Source organism: Rhizobium sp. LjRoot30, assembly GCF_964253915.1.
Taxonomy (GTDB): Bacteria; Pseudomonadota; Alphaproteobacteria; order Rhizobiales; family Rhizobiaceae; genus Metarhizobium.
Window position 1 is genome coordinate 224,642 of the sequence record NZ_CAXUSG020000005.1, and the last position, 22,096, is coordinate 246,737.

The window sequence follows — 22,096 nt, forward strand, 5'->3', positions numbered from 1 at the left end:
TTGCGGAATGCTTATTTCTTGACGGCTTCGACGTCGATATCGAGGGTGATGTCCGGGCCGAGGCCGAAATCGGCCATCTTAGTGATGCCAAAATCGACGCCGCTGAACGAGCCGGTAGCGGAGAATCCGGTCTTGATGGTGTTGGCATCCCACGGCAGCGGCGATTCGTTGTGCCAGGTCACGTCCAGCGTCACCGGTTTGGTGGTGCCCAGCAGCGTCAGGTCGCCGGTAACCTTGCCGGTCTTGTCGCCGGTCTTTTCGATGGCCGTGCTCTTGAAGGTGATCTGCGGGAATTCTTCGGCGTTGAGGAAGTCCGGGCTCTTGAGGTGCGTGTCGCGCTTTTCGTCGTTGGTGTCGACGCTGGCGGCATCGATGGTGATCTCGACGCTGCTCTTCGTCACGTCGTCCTTGTCGAAGGAAATGCTGCCGGAGACGGTGTTGAAGGCGCCATGCGCCAACGACCAGCCGGCATGGTTGGTCTTGAAGCCAACCCAGGCATGGGTCGGGTCGATGTCATAAGCATCGGCGGCCAGAGCCGAACCAGCCATGAGAACGCCCGCGAGAGCGGCAAAAAAGCCCGAAAGTTTCATCAGTCTCTCCTATTATATGCCCGTTGGGGCTGTGGTTGCCGGGAAAACCCGGACGAGGGGCGGCCTCATGCCTGGAGCATGGCCGCGATCAGAATGGCGCAAATGGCCGGAATAGCTGTGATGACGCCGGAAGCCAGCGGCCGAAGGAAGCGGGGCTGGCCGACAAAACCGATGCCCCGGGCCTGTAGCGCATAAGCAACGGCCAACGGCAGGGCTGCAAGAATGAGCGCGGCCGGTGCGGCGCTCGGGGCAAAAAGCACTGTCATCGCCAGCGATACTGCCGCCGTCCAGATCGCTGCGAAGGCCGCGATACCGGTAAGAGCGAAGGCATCGTCGGAACCGCGCATGTAAGAGACGTAGCGCACCAGCAGCCAGCCGCCGAAGAGGGCCGCTAGGCCGCCGTTCATCTGGGCCATGCCGATGTAACCGCCGAAAATGGCCGCCAGTGCCGAGGCGATCGCCGTCCACAGGAGTGCTGCCGGAAGAGCGGCAGGAGCGGATTGCCGCGTCTGGCCGTCGCGGTTTGCAGAAAACAGCGCCAGCAGCACTGCCAGGATCACCAGCACAATCGCCAGCGTCGTCGCCTTGGTGGGATTGGCGGCAAGCACGTTGCGGCCAAGCCACCAGGCCGGGATGGCAAGCGAAATAGCGGCAAGGATGATTGCCGACAGCCTGCCCAGGCCTTGCTTCAGCACGAAGGAAAGGATTGCGAAGACGAGGCCGGCGCCGATCAAAAGCAGCGGAAATTTTTGTTTTGCGGCCACGGGCGGCAGCGGCGGCAGGCCTTCTATCGCCATGCTGACGACGGCCGCAGCCACCGGTATAGCAAAGGCCGCGATGGCAAGGCGGGCCGAGGAACTGCCGTTGCCGGCAATCGAAATCAGGACACCGAGAACGAGGGGAAGGACGATGGTCGTCAGAAGTATCTGTTGCAGCATGGTTTTCGTTCGCTCGGCCGGGTTGCTTTGGACCGGACGCTAACGAAGGAGTATGACCGAAACAATCGGCCGCCGATAACATGGCGTAACGAGTGCGTGAGAAGCGCAGTTGACAAACCGTTCAATAAAAGTGAACGGTCAAAACTACTTCGTCAACCTTATTATAAACAACGACACGTGGTTCGTGGCCGTAGAGCCGAGCCGTGCCGGAAAATCCGGCACGGTAAAATGGGAATGGTTCGGCAATCTTTGCAAAAGCCGGGCAAGAACCTGGCCCGGCTAAACCGGTCATTCCTCGTGCTTGATCTCGCCCATGCGGTTCCACGCATCGAGGCCGGCGATCTTGTAGGCCTCGGCCAGCGTCGGATAGTTGAAGGTGTTCTCGACGAAATATTCGACCGTGCCTTTGAGGTTCAGCACAGCCTGGCCGATATGCACCAGCTCCGTCGCACCTTCGCCGACGATATGCACGCCCAGAAGACGGCGGGTCTTGAGCGAGAAGATCAGCTTCAAGAGGCCGGTATCGAGACCCATGATGTGGCCGCGCGAGGTTTCGCGGAAGCGGGCGACGCCGCATTCGTAGCCGATGCCACGCTGCTTGACCTCTTCTTCGGTCAGGCCGCAGGTGGAGATTTCCGGCACGGCATAGATGCCGTAGGGGAAATATTTCTGCGGCTCCTTGGCGATGGCGCCGACGGCGACGCGGGCGGCGATACGGCCCTGTTCCATCGAGGTCGAGGCGAGGCTCGGGAAACCGACGACGTCGCCGGCAGCAAAGATGTGCGGCACGGAGGTCTGGAACGTTTCCGGATTGACGGAAAGGCGTCCGCGGCTGTCGGCTTCCAGGCCGGCGGCTGCGAGGTTCAGCGTATCGGTGGCGCCCATGCGTCCGGCGGCGAAAAGCAGCATGTCGCTGACGATCTTCCGGCCGCTGTCGAGCGTCACCGACACCTTGCCGTCGGGCAGCCGCTCGACCTTTTCGGCTTTCTGGCCGAGATGCAGCTTCATGTTGCGATCGCGCAACTGATAGGCGAAGTCTTCAACGATTTCCTTGTCGATGAAATCGAGCATCGTCGATTTCGGGTCGATCAGCGTCACTTGCGTATCGAGGGCGCTGAAGATCGTCGCATATTCGATGCCGATGACGCCGGCGCCGATGACCACCATCGAGCGTGGCAGTTCTTCGATTTCCAGCAGTTCGTCGCTGTCGAGAACGGTCTTGCCGTCGAACGGCATGTAGTCCGGCCGGAAAGGTTTCGTGCCGACGGCGAGCAGGATGCTCGTGCCGAGGACGTGCACGACTTCGCCATCATCCTTCTCGATCGACAGCGTGTCCGGGGTGACGAACTTGGCCTTGCCGCGGATGCTCTGCACCCGGTTGCGGGCGAACTGGTGCTCCAGCACCTCGACTTCATGATCCAGGGTGATCAGCAGGCGACGGCGCAGGTCTTCGGCGCTGATCTCCTGCTTGACGCGATAGGCGCGGCCGTAAAAGCCGCGTTCGCGCCAGCCGGAAAGGTTGAGTGCGGTTTCACGCAGCGTCTTGGACGGGATCGTGCCGGTGTGGACGGATACGCCGCCAACCCGCTTGCCCTGCTCAACGACAAGCACCTTCTTGCCCAGTTTTGCTGCCTGGATCGCGGCCCGGCGCCCTGCCGGTCCGCTGCCGACGACGATGAGATCGTATTGAATCATGAAAAGCCCCGGAAAAGGAATCATATTGCACTGCACCAAGCGTGCGCCGAACATGCTTAACAGATCAATATAACTGTTTCGTTAGCGACCGTTTCCGGCGTTTGCGGGCAAAAACTTGCAGGCGCCTGCCGCCGGATCAGATCAGCCTCAGCCCCTTGAGGCTGGCATGGCCGTCCTTGCCGATGATGATGTGGTCGTGCACGGTGATGCCGAGCGGCTTGGCCGTCGAGATGATCAACTGGGTCATGTCGATGTCGGCCCGCGAGGGAGTCGGGTCCCCGGAAGGGTGATTGTGCACTAAAATCAAGGCCGTAGCCGAGAGTTCCAGCGCGCGCTTCACCACCTCGCGCGGATAGACCGGCGTGTGGTCGACGGTACCCTTGCCCTGGATTTCATCGGCGATCAGGGTGTTGCGCTTGTCGAGGAACAGGATGCGGAATTGTTCGCGCGGCTCGTGCGCCATCGCCGCGTGGCAATAGTCGATGACCGATGACCAGGAGGACAGCACCTGCCGCCCGCGCAGGTCGCTCTTCAGCGTGCGGTGGGCGACGGCGGAAACGAGCTTCAGGTCGAGCGCCACGGCTTCCCCGACGCCTTTGACTTCCTGCAGCAACGTTGCCGGTGCGCCAAAAACGCCGGCAAGCGTGCCGAACCGGTCGATCAGCGCCTTGGCTATCGGCTTGGTGTCGCGCCGGGGGATGAGCCGGAAGAGCAGGAGTTCGAGCACTTCGTAATCGGCAAGGGCGGTATCGCCCTGTTCGCGGAAACGGGTGCGCAGTCGTTCCCGGTGGCCATGATAGTGGGCCTCCTTGTCGGTATCCGGCAGCTTCGACGCCTTGCCGAGCATCGGCGGCTTGGCCGCCTGCTCTGCGAAGAAGGCACGTTCATCCATGCTGCTGCCGTCGTCGGTCGCGCCTTTGAAAAGGTCGGTGGCAAAAGCGGAGTTTTCTTCTGTCGAACCGGCCGGGCGCTTTGTCATGGGTTTACCGTGGTGGCAGGCCGGGCCGGTCAAGGCCGGCGGGCGACAGGGTGAAGATCTCGCAGCCCGTCGCGGTAACGCCGACAGCGTGTTCGTATTGCGCCGAAAGCGACCGGTCGCGGGTGACCGCCGTCCAGCCGTCCGAAAGCACTTTGACGTGCGGGCGGCCGAGATTTATCATCGGTTCGATGGTGAAGATCATGCCTTCGCGCAATTCCGGGCCTTCGTTGGCGCGGCCGTAATGCAGGATGTTCGGCGAATCGTGAAACAGCCGGCCGATGCCGTGGCCGCAGAAGTCGCGCACCACCGAGCAGCGCTCGGCCTCGGCATAAGCCTGGATCGCCTCGCCGATGGCGCCGGTGCGGGCGCCGGGCCTGACGGCGGCAATGCCGCGCATCAGGCATTCGTGGGTGACTTCGAGCAGGCGCTCGGCCGAACGCTTGATTTCGCCGACCGGATACATGCGGCTGGAATCACCATGCCAGCCATCGACCACGAAGGTGACGTCGATGTTGACGATGTCGCCTTCTTTGAGCGGCTTGTTGTCGGGAATGCCATGACAGACGACATGGTTGATCGAGGTGCAGGAGGATTTCGTGTAACCGCGATAATTCAGCGTCGCGGGCAGGGCGCCATGGTCGAGGCCGAACTGCAGCACGAAGCGATCGATGGCATCGGTCGTCACTCCTGGCCTGACGATATCCACCAGTGCATCGAGGCAACGCGCCGTCAGCTGGCTCGCCTTGCGCATGCCGTCGAAGCCATCCTGCCCGTAGAGGCGGATCGCGCCGGTATTTTTCATCGGCGCGGAAAACGCCTCGATATAGGTTACCATCATACTGCTTTCGGAAATCCTGTTACCCGTCGTTCATAATGCAGCTATGCCGGGTTCGTCTATCGGGATCAATCCGGATGGGCGAATTTCGAAGCGCGTCACCTCGCATCTGACCGCAAAGGCCTCGACGCCACGCTCGACGGCACGGCGGAAGGCAAGCGCATAGACGGGGTCGAGATCGGCGCAGATGCGGAACCGCTCGCAATCCTGTCGCTGCACCAGATAGAGCATCACCGCCCGATGGCCGGCCTCCACCATGTCGCCCAGTTCTTCCAGATGTTTGGTGCCGCGCTTGGTGGCCGTGTCAGGAAATTCGGCAAGTTTTGGCGTGCGGGAAAAATGGACATTCTTGACCTCCACATAGGCCAAAGGGCGTCCTGGCGAAGACAGAAGGAGGTCGATGCGGGAGCCACGGCCATAATTCTTTTCGCGCGCGATCTCGTCATAGCTGCCGAGATCTCCCACCAGGCCGGCGCGGATGGCTTCTTCCGCCAGCCGGTTCGGCAGGCCGGTATTGATGCCGACGGGCACGTCACCGACCTCGATCATCTCGAACATGTGGCGGTATTTGCGTGTCTTGCTCTCGTGCTCCGACATCCAGATCCGCGAGCCGGGCGTCGTCAGCCCGCGCATCGAGCCGGTGTTCGGGCAGGAGCCGGTGATCGCCTCGCCGGTGTCGAGGATGGCGTCGAAGAGAAAACGCTTGTAGCGCTGCACCAGCGTGGCGGGGAGGAGAGGAGGATCGAAGATCATGGGGTGGAACGATCAGGACCGTTCCAGCACGAAAGAGCCGGGCGCGCTTTCGATGGCGTTGAGCGCTGTTCCGCCCGGCTTGCGAGCCGGCACGCGCTTGTCGTTGTGCGCCTCGATCCAGCCGTGCCAGTGTGGCCACCAGGAGCCGGAGGTTTCCTCGGCGTCCTTCGTCCAGTCCTCGTATTCGCCCTTCGGCTTGGCGCCCGTCCAGAACTGGTATTTGTGCTTGTCGGGCGGATTGACGACGCCAGCGATGTGGCCGGAGCCGGACAGCACGAAATCCACCGGCCCGCCGAACAGCTGGCTGCCCAAAAATACCGATTTCGGCGGAGCGATATGGTCCTCGCGGGTGGCGAGGTTGTAGATCGGGATCTTGACGTCCTTCAGCGACAGGGCCTCGCCGTCGAGAACCATCTCGCCCTTGGCGAGCGCATTGTTGAGATAGCAGTTGCGCAGATAGAAAGAGTGGTTTGCGGCCGCCATGCGGGTGGAATCGGAGTTCCAGTAGAGCAGGTCGAAGGGCATCGGCGCCTGGCCCTTGAGATAGTTGTTGACCATGTAGGGCCAGATCAGCTCCGAGGCGCGCAGCATGTTGAAGGCCGTCGCCATCTTCGAGCCCTTGAGATAGCCGGTCGCCTGCATCTGCTCTTCGAGCGCTGCCAACTGTTCCTCGTCGACGAAGACCTTCAGGTCGCCGGCATGGGTAAAATCCACCTGGGTGGTGAACAGCGTCGCCGTCTTGATGCGTTTGTTCTTTTCCTTGGCATGCAAGGCCAGCGTTGCGGCAAGCAGCGTACCGCCGACGCAATAGCCGATGGCGTTGACCTCCTTCTCGCCGGTCGCCTTCTCGATCGTGTCGAGGGCGAAATCGATGCCTTCGCGGGCATAGGACGACCAGTCCTTGTCGCGGTGGCGCTCGTCGGGATTGACCCAGGAAATCACGAACACCGTATGGCCCTGCTCGACGCACCACTTGATGAAGGATTTTTGCGGGTTGAGGTCGAGGATGTAGAACTTGTTGATCCACGGCGGGCAGATCAAAAGCGGCCGCTTCAGCACCGTGTCGGTGGTGGCATCGTACTGGATGATCTGGCAGACATCGTCCTGGGCGATCACCTTGCCCGGCGTCAGCGCCATGTTGGTGCCGACGGCAAATTTCGTCGCGTCGGTCTGGCGCAGCTTCAGGTCGCCGCCGCCGGCCTTGATGTCTTCCGCCAGCATCGCCATGCCCTTGACGAGATTGGCGCCGCTGCTTGCCACGGTTTCACGGTAGAGTTCCGGATTGGTGGCGATGAAATTGGCCGGCGACAGCGCCGCCGTGATCTGTTTCGTATAGAAGGCCGCCTTGTGGCGGGTGTGCGGATCGAGACCCTCGGCCTCCGCCACCATCTTTTCGGCCCAGCCGGCGGTGACGAAATAGGCCTGCCGCAGGAAATCGAAGAAGGGATTGCGCTGCCAGTCCTGGTCGGCGAAGCGTCTTTCCTTCTTGATCGCTTCATCCTCCGGCGGCACGGCCTCGCCATTCATCTTGCTCAGCGTGCGCGACCAGATGCCGAAATAGCTGGAGAGAAGCTGGGTCTGCGCCTCGAATGTCCGGCGCGGGTCGGAAAGCCAGTATTCCGTCACCTTCGACATGGTCTTGACCATGTCGGCCATCGGATCGCTCGCCGGGTCCTGGATCTCGCCGCGTTCGCGCGGCTCAAGCCAGGCGGAGGCGGCCTTGCCGAGGTTTTCCAGCGTCCGGGCGAAATTCAACGCCATCGCCTCGGGATCCTTGACGATGTAGGGTTTTACGGTTTCCGGATCGAAGCCCGCAAAGGCGCCGTTGTCTTTGGACTGCTGGGTGTCGTCGGTCACGCATTTTCCTCCGGCGCACTCTTTATTGTTTTCTTTTGTACATTCTGCATGAAATTCAATACAAGAGCCAGCGAAGCGAATTCATGTGGCTTGCATTGGAGCGGCAGTAAAATTAACTGTCCGCGTCGATGCGGCAGCATTTGGTGATTTTCGAGGCGAGCACATGGTGATTATCCGGCAAACGGCACGAACGGCGATTCTTGGCGCGATCATCGCGGCTGCCGCCACGGCGGCCGGTTGCTCGACACAGCCGCTGCCGCCGACCCAGGCCCAGCCGGTCGTGACCGTCACCGCGGATGGCGCCTCGTTGCAGCGCGAGACCGCCCCGCGCAACACCGGTGTCTATCCGAGCTTTTCCGACCCGCTCACGGCCGCGAATGCGCAGATGAGCGACGACGAGGCGACGAAGATGCAGGGCAGGCTGGCGTCTCTGGCGCATGCACGGCGCTCGGGCGCCATCAGCGAAGCCGAGTACCAGCGCCGCGTTGCCGAAATGCGCAAGCTTGCAGCGGAACACGGTGCCGAGGCACAGGCCGAAATCACCAATTAACGCTTGCCTTTCGGCCGTTTTGGACGCAAAGCCTTTTCGCAAGGGGCGGGTCGGTTTCACCGGTCGATTGGCGGCAGAAAACCGCCGCCAGACGCCAAAGAAATACCGCAACTTCATAGCATTCATGTCTTGCCGGCACACTGGAGTTCGTGGCCGGAGCTTCGTAACAGGATGAACTCGCGCGCAGGGCAAAAACTGCGCTTTCCATGGGGTGAAAGATGGAAGAATTCCATAAAGTCCGGCGTCTGCCGCCATACGTCTTCGAACAGGTCAACCGTTTGAAGGCGAGCGCGCGAGCGGGCGGGGCCGATATCATCGATCTCGGCATGGGTAATCCGGATCTTCCGACCCCCAAGGCGATCGTCGACAAGCTGTGCGAAGTGGTGCAGGATCCGCGCACCCACCGCTATTCGTCCTCCAAGGGCATTCCCGGCCTGCGCCGCGCGCAGGCGGCCTATTATGCCCGTCGTTTCGGCGTAAAGCTCAACCCGGAGACCCAGGTCGTCGCCACGCTCGGCTCGAAGGAAGGTTTCGCCAACATGGCGCAGGCGATCACCGCGCCCGGCGACGTCATCCTCTGCCCGAACCCGACCTATCCGATCCACGCCTTCGGCTTCCTGATGGCGGGCGGCGTCATCCGTTCCATGTCGGTCGAGCCGGACGAGAGCTTCTTCCCGCCGCTCGAACGCGCCGTAAAACACTCGATCCCGAAGCCGCTGGCGCTGATCCTCAACTACCCGTCCAACCCGACGGCCTTCGTGGCCAGTGTGGATTTTTACAAGGACGTCATCGCCTTCGCAAAGAAGCACGACATCATCGTGCTCTCCGACCTTGCTTACTCCGAAATCTATTTCGACGACGACGCGCCGCCGCCGTCGGTGCTGGAAGTGCCTGGAGCCATGGATGTCGCCGTCGAGTTCACCTCGATGTCGAAGACCTTCTCGATGCCGGGCTGGCGCATGGGTTTTGCCGTGGGCAACGAACGGCTGATCGCCGCGCTGACGCGGGTGAAATCCTATCTCGACTACGGCGCCTTCACGCCGATCCAGGTGGCCGCGACCCACGCTCTCAATGGTGACGGTTCCGATATCGCCGAGGTTCGTAGCGTTTATCGCCGCCGCCGCGACGTGCTTGTCGATGCCTTCGGCAAGGCTGGCTTCGACGTGCCGCCGCCGGCTGCGACCATGTTCGCCTGGGCAAAGATCCCGGAAAAATTCCGCCATCTCGGTTCGCTGGAGTTCTCCAAGCTGTTAGTCGAGAAGGCAGACATCGCGGTGGCACCGGGCATCGGCTTCGGCGAGCAGGGCGACGAATATGTTCGGATCGCGCTGGTCGAGAACGAACACCGCATCCGCCAGGCGGCGCGCAATCTCAAGCGCTTCCTCTCGACGGCCGAGAATACGATGCACAACGTCATTTCGCTGAACGCGCATCGTTGACCAAGGCGGCCGCAGGCGCGGCCGCTTCTTCCATCCAAGCAAATCAGGAAAAAATTTATGTCAGATGCCCTTAAAATCGGCATTGCGGGCCTGGGCACCGTTGGTGCTTCTCTGGCGCGCATCCTTCAGGATCGCAGCGAAAAGCTGGCTGTTACCTGCGGCCGGCCGATTACGATCACGGCCGTCAGCGCCCGTGACCGCACGCGGGACCGAGGCATCGATCTGACAGGCATTACCTGGTACGAGGACCCGATCGAACTGGCCGCCAAGGCCGATATCGATGTCTTCGTCGAACTGATGGGCGGCGCCGGCGACCCGGCCGACAGCGCGGTCCGCGCGGCCCTTTCGCGCGGCTTGCACGTGGTGACCGCCAACAAGGCACTGCTTGCCCGCCATGGCGTGGCGCTTGCGAAGATTGCCGAAGAAAAAGGCGCGCTTTTGAATTTCGAAGCGGCCGTCGCCGGTGGCATTCCGGTCATCAAGGCGCTGCGTGAATCGCTGACGGGCAACACCGTCTCGCGCATCTACGGCATCATGAACGGCACCTGCAATTACATCCTCACCAAGATGGAAAAGGAAGGCCTGTCCTTTGCCGATTGCCTCAAGGAAGCGCAGCGCCTGGGGTATGCCGAAGCCGACCCGGCCTTCGATATCGAGGGCAACGACACCGCCCACAAGCTCGCCATCCTGACGACGCTCGCCTTCGGCAACGAGATTGCCGCCGATGACATCTATCTCGAAGGCATCACCAATATCTCCATCGAGGACATCCATGCGGCTGCCGACCTCGGTTACCGCATCAAGCTGCTCGGCGTTGCCCAGCGCACCGAAAGCGGCATCGAGCAGCGTGTCCATCCGACGATGGTACCGCTCGATTCGGTCATCGCCCAGGTCGACGGCGTCACCAATGCGGTGGCGATCGAGGCCGATATCCTCGGCGAACTCTTGATGGTCGGCCCCGGCGCCGGCGGCAATGCCACGGCGTCTGCCGTGCTCGGCGACATCGCCGACATCGCCAAGAGCCGCCCGGGCGCCCAGCAGGTGCCGGCGCTCGGCCGTCCTGCCGCAAAACTCGCGCCTTACCAGCGAGCCCAGATCCAGAGCCACGAAGGCGGCTATTTCATCCGCATGACGGTGGAAGACCGCGCCGGCGTTTTCGCCAGCATCGCCGCCCGCATGGCCGAAAACCGCATCTCGCTGGAATCGATCGTGCAGCGGCCGAAGCACCATGTCGAGGCCGCCGAGCCGAAGACGATCATCCTCGTCACCCATGCGACGATGGAGGATGCGGTCCGCAAGGCCGTCGCCGCCATCAAGGGAGAGGGGTATCTGATCGGCGAACCGCAGGTCATCCGCATCGAGCGGCCGAAGACGGCCTGAATGCCTGCCGGCAAGGACGGTTCATTCGGGTAACGCCTGATGACGGCGGGATGACACCAAACGAGGAGCCATGATGGCCGATCTTTCGCCCGATCCCGTCCCACGCGCCTTTCTCGGCGTCGAACGCTCGGTCTCCGGCCAGCGCTGGGTGTCCCGCCTCGACCAGGCGGGGCAGAACCGGGCGCTGGCGATCGCGCAGGTGCATGGATTGCCGGACCTGACGGCGCGGGTGCTTGCCGGCCGCGGCGTCGGTGTCGATGAGGCCATGGCCTTCCTCGACCCGACCATCCGCACCCTGATGCCCGACCCGATGAAGCTGACGGATTGCGCCAAGGCCGCGGAGCGTTTGGCGCGAGCAGTCAGGTCTGCCGAAAAGGTGGCAATCTTCGGCGATTACGACGTCGACGGGGCGGCCTCATCCGCGCTGATGTGGCGTTTCCTCAGCCATTTCGGCGTCGACGCGACCATCTATATTCCCGACCGAATTTTCGAAGGCTACGGTCCCAATCCCGCCGCCATCGATCACCTGATCGACGAGGGCGCCGAACTGATCGTCACCGTCGATTGCGGTTCCACCAGCAACGAGGCGCTGGCCGCCGCGGCCAGACGCAGCATCGATGTCGTCGTCATCGATCATCACCAGATGGCGCACGACATGCCGGCCTGCCATGCGCTGGTCAATCCGAATCGCGAGGACGATTTGTCCGGGCAGGGACATCTCTGCGCTGCGGGCGTCGTCTTCCTCGTTCTCGTCGCCACCGCGAAGCTTTTGCGCGAAAGCGGCGATCCGCGGGCCCGCACCCTGGACTTGCTCGCCTGGCTCGACCTGGTGGCATTGGCGACCATCTGCGACGTCGTGCCGCTGAAGGAACTGAACCGCGCCTATGTCGTCAAGGGCCTGCTGGCGGCGCGGCATATGGGCAATGCCGGCCTGGCCGCGCTGTTCCGCAAGGCGGGGCTGGGTGGGCCGGTGACGCCGTATCACCTCGGTTTCCTCATTGGCCCGCGCATCAATGCCGGCGGGCGAATCGGCAATGCCGCGCTCGGCAGCCGGTTGCTGACGCTCGACGACAATTCCGAGGCGGAAACCATTGCCGCGCAGCTGGACGAACTCAACCGCGAGCGCCAGGCGATGGAGGCGGCAATGCTGGCAGAGGCGGAAGCCGAAGCCGCTGCCGAATATTGTGACGGTTCCGCCGCCTCGGTCATCGTCACTGCGCGCGAAGGTTGGCATCCCGGTATCGTCGGCCTTTTGGCGGCGCGGCTGAAGGAGAAATTCCGCCGTCCGGCCTTCGCCATCGCCTTCGACCCGTCGGGTAAGGGCACGGGTTCCGGCCGCTCGATCAGCGGATTCGATCTCGGCAAGATGGTGCGCGGGGCGCTGGACGAGGGATTGCTGGTCAAGGGCGGCGGCCACGCCATGGCGGCCGGATTGACGGTCGAGCGCGGCAATCTCGGCCGGCTGCGGACCTATTTCGATGAGCGGGCGCAGAAAGGCGTGGCCTCGCTCGTCTCCAACCAGTCGCTGAAGATCGACGGCGCGCTGGGTGCCTCGGGCGCCACATTGGATTTGATCGACCAGCTGGAAACCGCCGGTCCCTACGGCTCCGGTCACCCGCAGCCGATTTTTGCCGTCCCCATGCACAGGCTGCAGGACGCCCGGATGGTCGGAGCGTCGCATATCAAGGTGACGCTGGAAGCGGCGGATCGGGCACGGCTGGAAGGCATCGCATTCCGGGCAGCGGGAACCGCCCTGGGCGACATGCTCTTAAATTCCCGCGGCCGGCAGATCCATGTTGCCGGTACGCTCAGCGCCGATTTCTGGCAGGGAACGAGACGGGTGCAGATCCGCGTTCTCGATGCCGCGCTCGCCATCTGAGGCCGGCGCAAACGACATCGCAAAACACTTGAAGTGTTCTTTCGAGGGTCTTGTTTTCGAAGGGGAAAGTGGCACGCCCTAGGGGAGTCGAACCCCTCTTTTCAGAATGAAAATCTGACGTCCTAACCGATAGACGAAGGGCGCGTGCTGCTGTGGCGCCCTTATAGTCAGGACCGGGCTGAGCCGCAAGCGGGGTAAACGGAAAAAATGCAAATTCGGCAGATTTTTTCGCAGCTTGTGGATGAAGGCGGAAACGGCCCTTGATCGGCCGGCATGTCCGAAAGCCGGCGTCCGGCAATTGTCGGCTGAAAACGCGATGCCGTTTCTTGCAATGCTTCACGCCCAAAGGGTTTTCCGCTATGTTTTGCGGAATTGCTTGGTTGGGCTTCCGGCGCATTGGAAGCCGTGAGTTTTCGTTTCATTGCAGCTTTTCCATCGTGTAACACTGCGACAACGGCGCGGGGGGGCGTCATGACGCCGGGCGAATCACGAAACCATTTCCTCGGGGTCGGCCTCGACGATGTTGTCGCCGGGCCGGATCATGCCGATTATGACCGGTTGCGGCGGGTGTGGAACGGCATTGCCGATCGCCGGCCGGCGGCGATCGTCCGTGCCAGGAATGCGGACGATGTCGCCCGCACCGTCGCCCTGGCGGCCGAACGCGCGCTGCCGCTGGCGGTGCGTTGTGGCGGTCACAGCCTGCCGGGTCTTTCGACCTGCGATGGCGGAATCGTTCTCGATCTCTCGGGCATGAAGCGGGTCAGTGTAGATCCGGTGCAGTGTATTGCCGAGGTGGACGGTGGCGCCTTGCTGGGCGATCTCGACAGGGCCGGTGCCGATTTCGGGCTGGTGACACCGGCGGGCGTGATTTCGCACACCGGTGTCGGCGGACTGACCTTGGGCGGCGGGATGGGCTGGCTCAGCCGCCGGTTCGGATTGACGATCGACAACCTGCTTTCCGCCGAGATGGTGACGGCCGATTCGCGCCTCGTGCATGCCAACCCGGAGGCCGACCCGGAGCTTTTCTGGGGAATTCGAGGCGGCGGCGGTAATTTCGGCGTGGTGACGAAATTCCGGTTTCGCATGCATTCCCTCGGGGATGTCCTGATCGGGCGGTGGAGTTATCCCTCTTATTCCGCGGCCACCGCCTTGCAAGCCTACAATGAGATTGCCCTCGAAGCGCCGCGCCAGCTGACGGCCACCTTCACCGTGACCGCGGATACGCTTTCGGTCGCGGCCTTGTGGTCCGGTGATGTCGGTGCGGCGGAGCCGGTGCTCCGGCGTTACGGCAGGCTGGCGCGAGCCGAATCGGAAGTGTTCGGCAGTGACACCTATCTCGATCTCCAGAGCCGCAACGACACGCATTTTGCCTGGGGCAGGCGCTACTGCGCCAAAGGCGGATTTCTCGATGCCATCGATGGGGCGGTGATCGACTGCATGCTGGAAGGCGTAGCCTGCGCGCCGACAGCCGATTGCGAATTCTATGTGATGCAGCTCGGCGGCGCGATCGCCGACATTGCCGAAGACGCCACCGCCTATTCCGGGCGAAAGGCAAATTTCTACTGGCTCGTCGAGCCGGTCTGGGATCTGCCCGCCGATGACGAACGGTGCCTGGCGTGGGCGCGGCATTGGGCAAAACGCCTGGCCGCCCTGTCGCAAGAGGGCAATTACGTCAACGAGCAGGGTGATATCGGCCGGCAGGTGTCATTCGATGCCTATGGTGCCGAAAAATACCAGCGTCTTGCCCGTCTGAAGGGGCGAGTCGATCCGGAAAACCTGTTTCGCCTCAACCAGAACATCGAGCCGATTCCCTGACATGCGAAAAGTTCCACGCGAAGGGATCAATCCCGGTGGTCATCGACATTTCAAATGGGGGAGGACAGTGGCACGCCCTAGGGGAGTCGAACCCCTCTTTTCAGAATGAAAATCTGACGTCCTAACCGATAGACGAAGGGCGCGTGCTGTGGCGCCCTTATAGTCAGGACATAAAAAACGCGCAAGCGGGAAAATCGATTTTTTTCAAAAAAATGACAGTCGCGGGCGCATTTGAAAAATCTGTTGATAAAGGCTTAAAAACAAGGGCTTATCCACGGGAGAAATTGACGGGCCGATACATTTTCCGACGGCGATTGCGGGTCGAGATGTGTCGACCCTCGGCAATTGGTACGTGAGGTCTTCATGGCAAAACGGCCCGCTATGTGCAGGCCGTTTTCGGAAAGGGAGTAAGGATTGCCTGCTGGCGTCAGGCTTCCCGCCGGCCGCAGCGCCAGTTCCAGTCGCGGGTCCTGCCAGTGTCGATATGGACGGATGCGGTGTGGCAGTAGGTGCCGACGCCGCCGCGACCGGGCTGCGAGCGCAGGAAGGCGGCAAGATCCCACTTCGACACGCCGTCGATCTGCATGTCGGCGGCATTGCAGCTCAGATGCATGGAGCCTTCCACGCCGCCGACGCGGCGATTGTGGGCGACATCGCGGTAGCCGGAGGTCACCACGGCCTTGCGGCCGAAATGCCGTTCCGCGGCCTTGATGATTCCCACAAGTTCAGGCTTGAAGCAGCCGACCTTGACGCCGGCATTCTGGATCTTCAGCCCGTGGGCCGCCGCACGCGCCAGGCCGGAGAGCGAGGCAAGCTTCATCAGGCCGGCCGGCTTGTCGTCGTTGTCGTCGCCCGGCGTATAAAGATCCTTGGAGGCGTAGAAGCTGGCAGCCATGGACAGCGGCAGGTCGTCGGCGCCGATATAGTCGTTGTTGCGGAAGGCAAGCGCGTTGATCGGCTTGTCGCCGGCAGCCATTTTTTCCTTCTTGCCCTTGTTGCGGGCATCGGAAACCTTGTCCGAGGTTTCGGCCGTCGGCTGCGTATCCGTTTCCGGTGTCGTAGAGCGGCTGTAGACGCTGTTGAAGGCGGGATTCAATCCGGATGTCGGCGCGTAGGCGGGCACGTCAGACATTGTTTCGGTGGTATCTACAGGCTGTGCCGTGCGCGTCGAGAAAATGCTGGAGCGGCTGGCGTTGATTCCCGTCGATTGCATCGTCAGGCCGCCGATATCGGCGGGCGTTTGCGTTGCCTGATCGGCCTGCATGTCCGCGGAGGGCGAATCGAGGGCGACTGCGGCGGCATCGGAATCGATCGGCGGCAGTGCCGTCTCCGTGGTCGCGGTTTCGGTCGGTTGCGTCGTACGCGGCTTCTGCTTTCTCAGCGTCTGCCCGTTTGTCTTGGTGCTGTTGGTGACCAGATCGTCGCTATCGGCCTTCAGCGAGCCGGAGGGAGATGAAACACAGCCCGCCAGCGACAAAGCGAATACGGAGACCATCAGCGCCGGGCCGAAGCCAAGGCGTTTCCGCGGCAATTCCTGCTTCATGCGCAAAAACAAGACATATTTCCTTCGTTCGCGCGGTCGGCCCACAATCATGTGGATGCGACCGTACCGGAATGGCGCAGAAACTTGCCGGCACCCGGTATTGCCAAAATCGAAGGACTTAAAGCATGCGTGACTTGCGCTAAGCTTTCACGCGGCAAGCGGATGCCTGCCGCGTGGATGCTTTTCTTACCAGCTGCCGGTGTTCTGCATCGAAGCCCAGGGCTCCGCCGGCGCCAGGTTCGCGCCCTTCTGCAGGATTTCGATGGAAATGCCGTCCGGCGAGCGGACAAAGGCCATATGGCCATCGCGCGGCGGGCGGTTAATCGTCACGCCATTGTCCATGAGATGCTGGCAGAAACCGTAGATATCGTCGACTTCATAGGCCAGATGACCGAAATTGCGGCCGCCGGTGTAGTCCTCCGTGTCCCAGTTATAGGTGAGTTCGACACAGGGGGCGAGATTGGCGCGGGCGGCTTCCAGATCGTCGCTGGCGGCCAGGAAAACCAGGGTGAATCGGCCCTTTTCGTTCTCGATACGGCGGATTTCCGTAAGGCCGAAGAGCTTGGTATAGAAATGCAGCGAGGCTTCGAGATCTTTCACTCGTACCATCGTGTGAAGGTAGCGCATCCGACTATTCTCCTTTTGTCATTGCGGCCAGATATTTGGCTTGAAATCAGCTTCAAGCAAGCCTTCGCCGCTATAAATCGATTTGGGTAAAATCAAAACTAGGACTTGCGCTGATGCATCGCCACGATGTTAATCTGTTCGTCAAGAATCAGTTAACCGTAACGAAGTGACGCGTGTTCGAGGGGCTGGCAGAATATGGTGGACAAGATTTCGTCGAAAGGCATCGCATTTTTCGAAGAGCTTTCGAGCGAACCTGTTGAGCTGATCGAAGTGACGGGAGTCGTGAAGTGGTTTGACGTTGCCAAAGGGTTTGGCTTCATCATTCCCGACAACGGCATGCAGGACGTTCTCCTGCATGTGACCTGCCTGCGCCGGGACGGTTATCAGACGATTTTGGAGGGTACCCGCATCGTTGCTCTGGTTCAGAAGCGCGACCGCGGTTTCCAGGCATTCCGGATCCTTTCGATGGATCAGTCGACGGCGGTGCATCCGTCGCAGATGCCGCCGGTGCGCACGCATGTGCAGGTAACGCCGACGAGCGGCCTCGAACGGGCGCTGGTGAAGTGGTTCAACCGCACCAAGGGTTTTGGCTTCCTGACGCGCGGCGAGGGCACCGAGGACATTTTCGTCCACATGGAAACCCTGCGTCGTTTTGGCTTGACGGAGCTTCGTCCCGGACAGACGGTTCTTGTGCGGTTCGGCGATGGCGACAAGGGCTTGATGGCGGCGGAAATCCATCCCGATATGCCCAATCCCTCCACGCGCTCGCACTGAAGCCGATGGCCAGTTTTTCCGGATATCTGAAAAGCGCCGCGCTGGCGCTTTTTTTGTTGTTCACCGCCTTCGCCTCGTCTTTTGCCGAGGAGGTCAAGTTTTCGTCGGAACTTCTGACGATTACCTCGACCGGCGGCAGCAAGCATCAGTTCACCGTGGATCTCGCGGTGACGCCGGCCCAGCGTGAGCAGGGCCTGATGTTTCGCAAGAGCATGGGGCGGGATGCCGGCATGCTCTTTGATTTCGGCGAAAGCCGGCCGGTCATGATGTGGATGAAGAACACCGACCTGGCGCTCGATATGCTGTTCATTGGCAAGAACGGCGCAATCCACCGTATCCATCGCAATGCCGTGCCTTATTCGGAGGACATCATCTCCTCCAACGGTTCCGTGATGTATGTGCTGGAGTTGAACGGCGGCACTGCTGCTGCACTGGGCATCCACGAAGGAGACCGGGTCTCCAGCCGCCAGATTGGCAACGTCAACTGATTGATCGCTTGGGGAGTGGCGACCCCTGCAGGACTCGAACCTGCGACAACCTGCTTAGAAGGCAGGTGCTCTATCCAGCTGAGCTAAGGGGCCGAATCGGCTTTCGGCAGTCTGATCGTAGTCGCGGAGGATGACCAAAACATCATCTTCCGCGTTGTGCGTCGGCGGCCTCAGTGAGTCCAGGGCTGCGTGCGGTTGAACTTGAAGTTGTCCGAGTAGGAAACGGCCTTGCGCGTTGCGTCCTTGGGGAGGATCACGCGATATTCAATGCCGTTGCGCTGGGCATAGGCTTCCGCCTGTTCCTGCGATTCGAATGTCAGCTTCACCTGCTGGCGCATGTCGCCGGAAGAGGTGTAGCCCATGATCGGATCGATCTTCCGCGGCTGGTCCTGATCGAATTCCAGCACCCAGAGATGCGTCTTGGCCTTGCCGGACTGCATTGCAGTTTTTGCAGGACGATAAATCTTTGCAGGCATTGGCACCATGCTCCACAGTCAGGTCAATGTAATTCCGCTTACGAGCGACCGTTGGCGCAAGCCAAACATTGCCGAAGCGGGGAGATTCTCAATTCCGGCCGTGCAGCCCCAAGTCGAATCCCAAGGGCACAATTAACGGCGTCAACGGAGTTTAGCAATCCACCATCGCCGGAACAAGTTAAGAACGCCTCAAGATTTCCCGGACTGTTTCCGGGCGATGGCCCGCGCGCGCCGTGTCATTGTTCGCCGGTCGCGTCCTGCAGCGTTTTTATCGCGTCGTCACCGGCAACGAAGGCGCTTGCACCTGCGTCCCAGTGATAGGTCGTGGATACCTTATTATCGAATGGTTCCGGTACCGGCTGGTCGTCGCACGGTTCGCCGGTCGTTTCCCGTCGGTCGTCGATGGTCACGACAATCGCGTAGTAGGGTGTTGCCTGTTTCTCCGCTGTGCCGGCAAAGGAGACTGTCTGCGAAGTTCGCGTGGCGCAAAGCTGCAACCCGTAGGTAGAGACAGCATCGACCAGCCGCAGCTTGCCCTCGTGGAGGAAGGTGAGTGCCGTGGCGCCGAAGACCTCGCCAGCGTTGAAATGCTCGCTGTAGATGGCTAGTGCCTCGCTGTTATCGCCGATGCCGAGCTTCGGCACCTGTGCGAAACCGGTGAAGCGGTCCATGCCGACATCCACGGCATCGAGGAATTTAGGCGTCTCGCTCATGTCGAAAACGGCCAGCATCGCCGGTTGCTCCGCCACGCCTTCGGCTTGGCCGACCCCGGCCATGATTGCAAGCAGCGGTTTGCCTTCGGCCCGAAACGGCAGCGCCTGCACGCCCGACAGGACGACGGCATCGCCGAGCACGCCTCCAAACCCTTCGATGAGATGCCGGAGCGGGGCCTTGAGGTGTCCCTTCGTCTCCTTGTCCTGGCTGGCAAGATCGGGAATGACTTGCCGCAACAGGTCGGCATAGGACAGGTCGGCATGACCGGAGACCGGATCGCCCAATTCGACCGACTGCACGACCTCGTTGGCGGCCATCGCCGGCGCGGCCAACAACAGCGTCAAAAGACTGAAGACGGCTGCATGGACCCTAGTCGAGACACCCATGTTGGATATTCCTGCTTCTTAAGAAAACTGAGATGATCGTTACATTCTCAGATCGGCTGATGAGGAAAGTCAAGAATTCGTTGCCAATCTCACATCGAAGGACGGCCGTCTAACCGGAGAAATTCTTGAATTTTCTGATTGTGTAAGTAAAAAACTCGGTTTCAACACATAGATCTATATATCTACCGTCTTCCGCATTTTTCATCGAGCACCCGTCCGCGCATTGGAGGCGGAAGGCTGTTTCATTCATCTATAGAAAATTGAATTTGGAAAATTAGTAAGTCTCTCAATGTATTGTGAGTGTTCATGGCTATGAATTGGAATTATTCGTAGGAAATTGTTCACGCGCTATCGCTATATTGAAAAATATTGGAATTTCCACTACGATAAAGGCAGGATTTATATCGTCATGACGACTGTTCAGGGTGCTTATGTTGCATTGCTTGGCCGCCCCGCTGACCCGGAAGGCTTGGCGTATTTTAACGAACTCACCAATAACGGCACTGACCTTTCCGGTCTGGCATCTCTGACCAGCAGCGAAGAATATCAGAGCCGCTTTGCCGGCATGAGCAACGAGGAAATCGTCTCTTCGATCTACGAAAGCTTGCTTGGTCGTGTGCCTGACGCCGAAGGGCTGGAATACTGGGTCGATCAGTTGGAATCCGGTACTCTGGATATCAGCACCATTGCGCTGAACATCCAGGATGGCGCCCAGGGCGCAGATCAAGCCGTCGTCGCTGCCAAGGTCGCCGCTGCCGATCTGTTCACCGGACAACTCGATACGCCGGAAGAAATTGCAGCCTACGCCGGGGATCTCGCTGCACTGTTTGGTCGCGCGTTCCAGTCGAGTATGCAGTCGAATTCAGGCATACAGCCGGAAATGCGGATAGACGTTGACCCTACCGAGGTGCCAAACCCGCAGCGCGACCTGGATTCGATCATAGCCAGCCTTCAGAAGAGCGTTGAACGCCTGCTGGAGGGTTTGGATGCAGAGTGGGACAACGAGCCATCTGAAATATGGGCAAGCTACAAGAGTAAGATCATCGATGCGATCAAGGAGCATTATCCGGATATCGAGATAACGGGCGCTCAAACCTCGACGGTTGACTTTCTCATCGCCTAAAACCTGCCATGTGCCGTCATCGTCCGTGCTGATGGCGCATGTCCTGTTTCCGCAAGCCGATTCCCTCGAGGATGTCGAGTTCACGCAATTCTGTGGTTAAACGCTCGCGCATAGCCGCTTTCCATCGTGCCGGCTCTCAGATGGACAGTTTGCCCGATTTTTTTGAAATTGTTTCAACCCCGGAACGGGAAACAAGCAGTTTTCCATCAAGGGAAAATCGCGAAGATTCTGAATCGGTGATTTTATTGCCCTATCAACCACTTAAAGTGGTCGGAGTGGAGAGATTCGAACTCCCGACCCTCTGGTCCCAAACCAGATGCGCTACCAGACTGCGCTACACTCCGTACCGGCAATAACGGGGGGAATACACGGTTCCCCCCGGCATCGCAACTGCTAAAATCATGTTTGCGCACCCCTTTGTCACATCCTGCCCGGATATATCGAGGGGGCTTCGGTTGCCTAGTGCAGGATCTGGCTCAGGAAGAGCTTGGTGCGCTCGTGCTGCGGGTTGTCGAAGAATTCGGCCGGCGAATTCTGTTCGACGATCTGGCCCTGGTCCATGAAGATGACCCGGTTGGCGACCTGGCGGGCAAAACCCATTTCGTGCGTGACGCACAGCATGGTCATGCCTTCTTCGGCGAGGCTCACCATGGTGTCGAGCACTTCCTTGACCATTTCCGGGTCGAGCGCCGAGGTCGGCTCGTCGAAAAGCATGATCTTCGGCTTCATGCACAGCGAACGGGCGATCGCCACGCGCTGCTGCTGGCCGCCGGACAGCTGGCCCGGATACTTGTTGGCCTGTTCCGGGATCTTGACGCGCTTCAGATAGTGCATCGCCACCTCTTCGGCTTCCTTCTTCGGCATCTTGCGAACCCAGATCGGCGCCAGCGTGCAGTTTTCCAGGATCGTCAGGTGCGGGAAGAGGTTGAAGTGCTGGAAAACCATGCCGACTTCGCGGCGGACTTCGTCGATCTTCTTCAGGTCGTTGGTGAGTTCGATGCCGTCGACGACGATGTTGCCGGACTGGTGCTCCTCCAGGCGGTTGATGCAGCGGATCATCGTCGACTTGCCCGAGCCGGACGGGCCGGCGATGACGATGCGTTCGCCTTTCATGACCTTGAGGTCGATATCGCGCAGCACGTGGAAATCGCCGTACCACTTGTTCATGTTGCTGATCTGGACAGCGACGTCAGTCGCGGAAACCGTCAGTTTTTTGGTGAGTGCCTCAGCCATTAAATCTGTACCCCTTGAGAAT

20 protein-coding genes and 4 tRNA genes are annotated in these 22,096 nt (G+C 60.7%); 8 read left to right on the plus strand and 16 right to left on the minus strand.

What is annotated here, in order from left to right; genetic code table 11:
- Window positions 1–11: 11 nt before the first annotated feature.
- From ACSQ3I_RS12915 to ACSQ3I_RS12945, 7 genes are all read right to left on the minus strand, one after another.
- Entirely contained in the window at window positions 12–590 is a 579-nt protein-coding gene (locus ACSQ3I_RS12915) for a YceI family protein (protein ID WP_435999423.1), read from the minus strand.
- A 65-nt stretch (window positions 591–655) separates the two neighbouring features.
- Window positions 656–1,528, minus strand: a complete 873-nt coding sequence (locus ACSQ3I_RS12920) for a hypothetical protein (RefSeq protein WP_435999425.1) — start codon at window positions 1,526–1,528, stop codon at window positions 656–658.
- A gap of 288 nt (window positions 1,529–1,816) precedes the next feature.
- Window positions 1,817–3,223 carry a Si-specific NAD(P)(+) transhydrogenase gene (gene sthA, locus ACSQ3I_RS12925; RefSeq protein ID WP_435999427.1) on the minus strand — a complete coding sequence of 469 codons (1,407 nt, stop codon included), beginning with the start codon at window positions 3,221–3,223 and terminating at the stop codon, window positions 1,817–1,819.
- 136 nt (window positions 3,224–3,359) lie between these two features.
- The gene (gene radC / locus ACSQ3I_RS12930; protein WP_435999429.1) at window positions 3,360–4,202 is read right to left on the minus strand and encodes a RadC family protein; all 843 of its coding nucleotides are present in this window, start codon (window positions 4,200–4,202) and stop codon (window positions 3,360–3,362) included.
- A 4-nt stretch (window positions 4,203–4,206) separates the two neighbouring features.
- Complete coding sequence (gene map, locus ACSQ3I_RS12935) at window positions 4,207–5,037, minus strand: type I methionyl aminopeptidase (RefSeq protein WP_435999670.1); 831 nt, start codon at window positions 5,035–5,037, stop codon at window positions 4,207–4,209.
- Window positions 5,038–5,070: 33 nt separating this feature from the next.
- Window positions 5,071–5,790, minus strand: coding sequence for a DNA/RNA nuclease SfsA (gene sfsA / locus ACSQ3I_RS12940; RefSeq protein ID WP_435999431.1), 720 nt, complete (start codon window positions 5,788–5,790; stop codon window positions 5,071–5,073).
- A 12-nt stretch (window positions 5,791–5,802) separates the two neighbouring features.
- Window positions 5,803–7,647, minus strand: coding sequence for a PHA/PHB synthase family protein (locus ACSQ3I_RS12945; RefSeq protein ID WP_435999433.1), 1,845 nt, complete (start codon window positions 7,645–7,647; stop codon window positions 5,803–5,805).
- Window positions 7,648–7,810: 163 nt separating this feature from the next.
- Here ACSQ3I_RS12945 and ACSQ3I_RS12950 point away from each other — a divergent pair, with 163 nt between their 5' ends.
- The 4 genes from ACSQ3I_RS12950 to recJ all read left to right on the plus strand — a co-directional run bounded on the left by ACSQ3I_RS12950 (window position 7,811) and on the right by recJ (window position 12,895).
- The gene (locus ACSQ3I_RS12950) at window positions 7,811–8,197 is read left to right on the plus strand and encodes a hypothetical protein (RefSeq protein ID WP_435999435.1); all 387 of its coding nucleotides are present in this window, start codon (window positions 7,811–7,813) and stop codon (window positions 8,195–8,197) included.
- Between the two features lie 218 nt (window positions 8,198–8,415).
- Window positions 8,416–9,636, plus strand: a complete 1,221-nt coding sequence (locus ACSQ3I_RS12955; RefSeq protein WP_435999437.1) for an LL-diaminopimelate aminotransferase — start codon at window positions 8,416–8,418, stop codon at window positions 9,634–9,636.
- 57 nt (window positions 9,637–9,693) lie between these two features.
- Window positions 9,694–11,016, plus strand: a complete 1,323-nt coding sequence (locus ACSQ3I_RS12960) for a homoserine dehydrogenase (RefSeq protein WP_435999439.1) — start codon at window positions 9,694–9,696, stop codon at window positions 11,014–11,016.
- 73 nt (window positions 11,017–11,089) lie between these two features.
- Complete coding sequence (recJ, locus tag ACSQ3I_RS12965; protein WP_435999672.1) at window positions 11,090–12,895, plus strand: single-stranded-DNA-specific exonuclease RecJ; 1,806 nt, start codon at window positions 11,090–11,092, stop codon at window positions 12,893–12,895.
- A gap of 69 nt (window positions 12,896–12,964) precedes the next feature.
- Here the strand turns inward: recJ and ACSQ3I_RS12970 are convergent.
- Window positions 12,965–13,039: transfer RNA gene (locus ACSQ3I_RS12970), tRNA-Glu, on the minus strand.
- 327 nt (window positions 13,040–13,366) lie between these two features.
- Here ACSQ3I_RS12970 and ACSQ3I_RS12975 point away from each other — a divergent pair.
- Window positions 13,367–14,710 (plus strand): FAD-binding oxidoreductase, encoded by a 1,344-nt coding sequence (locus ACSQ3I_RS12975; protein WP_435999441.1) that lies wholly within the window; start codon window positions 13,367–13,369, stop codon window positions 14,708–14,710.
- Window positions 14,711–14,778: 68 nt separating this feature from the next.
- Here ACSQ3I_RS12975 and ACSQ3I_RS12980 read toward each other — a convergent pair.
- From ACSQ3I_RS12980 to ACSQ3I_RS12990, 3 genes are all read right to left on the minus strand, one after another.
- Window positions 14,779–14,853: transfer RNA gene (locus ACSQ3I_RS12980), tRNA-Glu, on the minus strand.
- 284 nt (window positions 14,854–15,137) lie between these two features.
- Window positions 15,138–16,265, minus strand: a complete 1,128-nt coding sequence (locus tag ACSQ3I_RS12985; RefSeq protein WP_435999443.1) for a YcbK family protein — start codon at window positions 16,263–16,265, stop codon at window positions 15,138–15,140.
- Window positions 16,266–16,439: 174 nt separating this feature from the next.
- Window positions 16,440–16,880 carry a VOC family protein gene (locus ACSQ3I_RS12990; RefSeq protein ID WP_435999445.1) on the minus strand — a complete coding sequence of 147 codons (441 nt, stop codon included), beginning with the start codon at window positions 16,878–16,880 and terminating at the stop codon, window positions 16,440–16,442.
- Between the two features lie 195 nt (window positions 16,881–17,075).
- Between ACSQ3I_RS12990 and ACSQ3I_RS12995 the strand changes: the two genes are divergently transcribed.
- A complete protein-coding gene (locus ACSQ3I_RS12995) occupies window positions 17,076–17,654 on the plus strand; it encodes a cold-shock protein (RefSeq protein ID WP_435999447.1) in 579 nt (192 codons plus the stop codon).
- 5 nt (window positions 17,655–17,659) lie between these two features.
- Complete coding sequence (locus ACSQ3I_RS13000) at window positions 17,660–18,142, plus strand: DUF192 domain-containing protein (protein ID WP_435999449.1); 483 nt, start codon at window positions 17,660–17,662, stop codon at window positions 18,140–18,142.
- 16 nt (window positions 18,143–18,158) lie between these two features.
- Here ACSQ3I_RS13000 and ACSQ3I_RS13005 read toward each other — a convergent pair.
- The 3 genes from ACSQ3I_RS13005 to ACSQ3I_RS13015 form a co-directional block, all read right to left on the minus strand.
- Window positions 18,159–18,235 (minus strand) — tRNA-Arg (locus ACSQ3I_RS13005).
- A gap of 77 nt (window positions 18,236–18,312) precedes the next feature.
- Window positions 18,313–18,618: an ETC complex I subunit gene (locus ACSQ3I_RS13010; protein WP_435999451.1), complete on the minus strand. Its 306-nt coding sequence runs from the start codon at window positions 18,616–18,618 to the stop codon at window positions 18,313–18,315.
- 236 nt (window positions 18,619–18,854) lie between these two features.
- Window positions 18,855–19,718: a hypothetical protein gene (locus ACSQ3I_RS13015; RefSeq protein ID WP_435999453.1), complete on the minus strand. Its 864-nt coding sequence runs from the start codon at window positions 19,716–19,718 to the stop codon at window positions 18,855–18,857.
- A 337-nt stretch (window positions 19,719–20,055) separates the two neighbouring features.
- Between ACSQ3I_RS13015 and ACSQ3I_RS13020 the strand changes: the two genes are divergently transcribed.
- Window positions 20,056–20,841, plus strand: coding sequence for a DUF4214 domain-containing protein (locus ACSQ3I_RS13020; protein ID WP_435999455.1), 786 nt, complete (start codon window positions 20,056–20,058; stop codon window positions 20,839–20,841).
- A gap of 267 nt (window positions 20,842–21,108) precedes the next feature.
- Here ACSQ3I_RS13020 and ACSQ3I_RS13025 read toward each other — a convergent pair.
- Together ACSQ3I_RS13025 and ACSQ3I_RS13030 are read right to left on the minus strand one after the other, a co-directional pair.
- Window positions 21,109–21,185, minus strand: a tRNA-Pro gene (locus tag ACSQ3I_RS13025).
- Window positions 21,186–21,300: 115 nt separating this feature from the next.
- Entirely contained in the window at window positions 21,301–22,074 is a 774-nt protein-coding gene (locus tag ACSQ3I_RS13030) for an amino acid ABC transporter ATP-binding protein (protein WP_109459079.1), read from the minus strand.
- Window positions 22,075–22,096: the final 22 nt, after the last annotated feature.

What these genes read in the sequence shown, in the direction of transcription:
- ACSQ3I_RS12920 (WP_435999425.1), bottom strand. Translation starts at nt 1,528, where the DNA reads ATGCTGCAACAGATACTTCTGACGACCATCGTCCTTCCCCTCGTTCTC.
- ACSQ3I_RS13010 (WP_435999451.1), bottom strand. Translation starts at nt 18,618, where the DNA reads ATGCCTGCAAAGATTTATCGTCCTGCAAAAACTGCAATGCAGTCCGGC.
- ACSQ3I_RS12975 (WP_435999441.1), top strand. Translation starts at nt 13,367, where the DNA reads ATGACGCCGGGCGAATCACGAAACCATTTCCTCGGGGTCGGCCTCGAC.
- sfsA (WP_435999431.1), bottom strand. Translation starts at nt 5,790, where the DNA reads ATGATCTTCGATCCTCCTCTCCTCCCCGCCACGCTGGTGCAGCGCTAC.
- ACSQ3I_RS12950 (WP_435999435.1), top strand. Translation starts at nt 7,811, where the DNA reads ATGGTGATTATCCGGCAAACGGCACGAACGGCGATTCTTGGCGCGATC.
- map (WP_435999670.1), bottom strand. Translation starts at nt 5,037, where the DNA reads ATGGTAACCTATATCGAGGCGTTTTCCGCGCCGATGAAAAATACCGGC.
- radC (WP_435999429.1), bottom strand. Translation starts at nt 4,202, where the DNA reads ATGACAAAGCGCCCGGCCGGTTCGACAGAAGAAAACTCCGCTTTTGCC.
- ACSQ3I_RS12955 (WP_435999437.1), top strand. Translation starts at nt 8,416, where the DNA reads ATGGAAGAATTCCATAAAGTCCGGCGTCTGCCGCCATACGTCTTCGAA.
- sthA (WP_435999427.1), bottom strand. Translation starts at nt 3,223, where the DNA reads ATGATTCAATACGATCTCATCGTCGTCGGCAGCGGACCGGCAGGGCGC.
- ACSQ3I_RS12960 (WP_435999439.1), top strand. Translation starts at nt 9,694, where the DNA reads ATGTCAGATGCCCTTAAAATCGGCATTGCGGGCCTGGGCACCGTTGGT.
- ACSQ3I_RS13030 (WP_109459079.1), bottom strand. Translation starts at nt 22,074, where the DNA reads ATGGCTGAGGCACTCACCAAAAAACTGACGGTTTCCGCGACTGACGTC.
- ACSQ3I_RS12915 (WP_435999423.1), bottom strand. Translation starts at nt 590, where the DNA reads ATGAAACTTTCGGGCTTTTTTGCCGCTCTCGCGGGCGTTCTCATGGCT.
- ACSQ3I_RS12990 (WP_435999445.1), bottom strand. Translation starts at nt 16,880, where the DNA reads ATGCGCTACCTTCACACGATGGTACGAGTGAAAGATCTCGAAGCCTCG.
- ACSQ3I_RS12995 (WP_435999447.1), top strand. Translation starts at nt 17,076, where the DNA reads ATGGTGGACAAGATTTCGTCGAAAGGCATCGCATTTTTCGAAGAGCTT.
- ACSQ3I_RS13000 (WP_435999449.1), top strand. Translation starts at nt 17,660, where the DNA reads ATGGCCAGTTTTTCCGGATATCTGAAAAGCGCCGCGCTGGCGCTTTTT.
- recJ (WP_435999672.1), top strand. Translation starts at nt 11,090, where the DNA reads ATGGCCGATCTTTCGCCCGATCCCGTCCCACGCGCCTTTCTCGGCGTC.
- ACSQ3I_RS13015 (WP_435999453.1), bottom strand. Translation starts at nt 19,718, where the DNA reads ATGGGTGTCTCGACTAGGGTCCATGCAGCCGTCTTCAGTCTTTTGACG.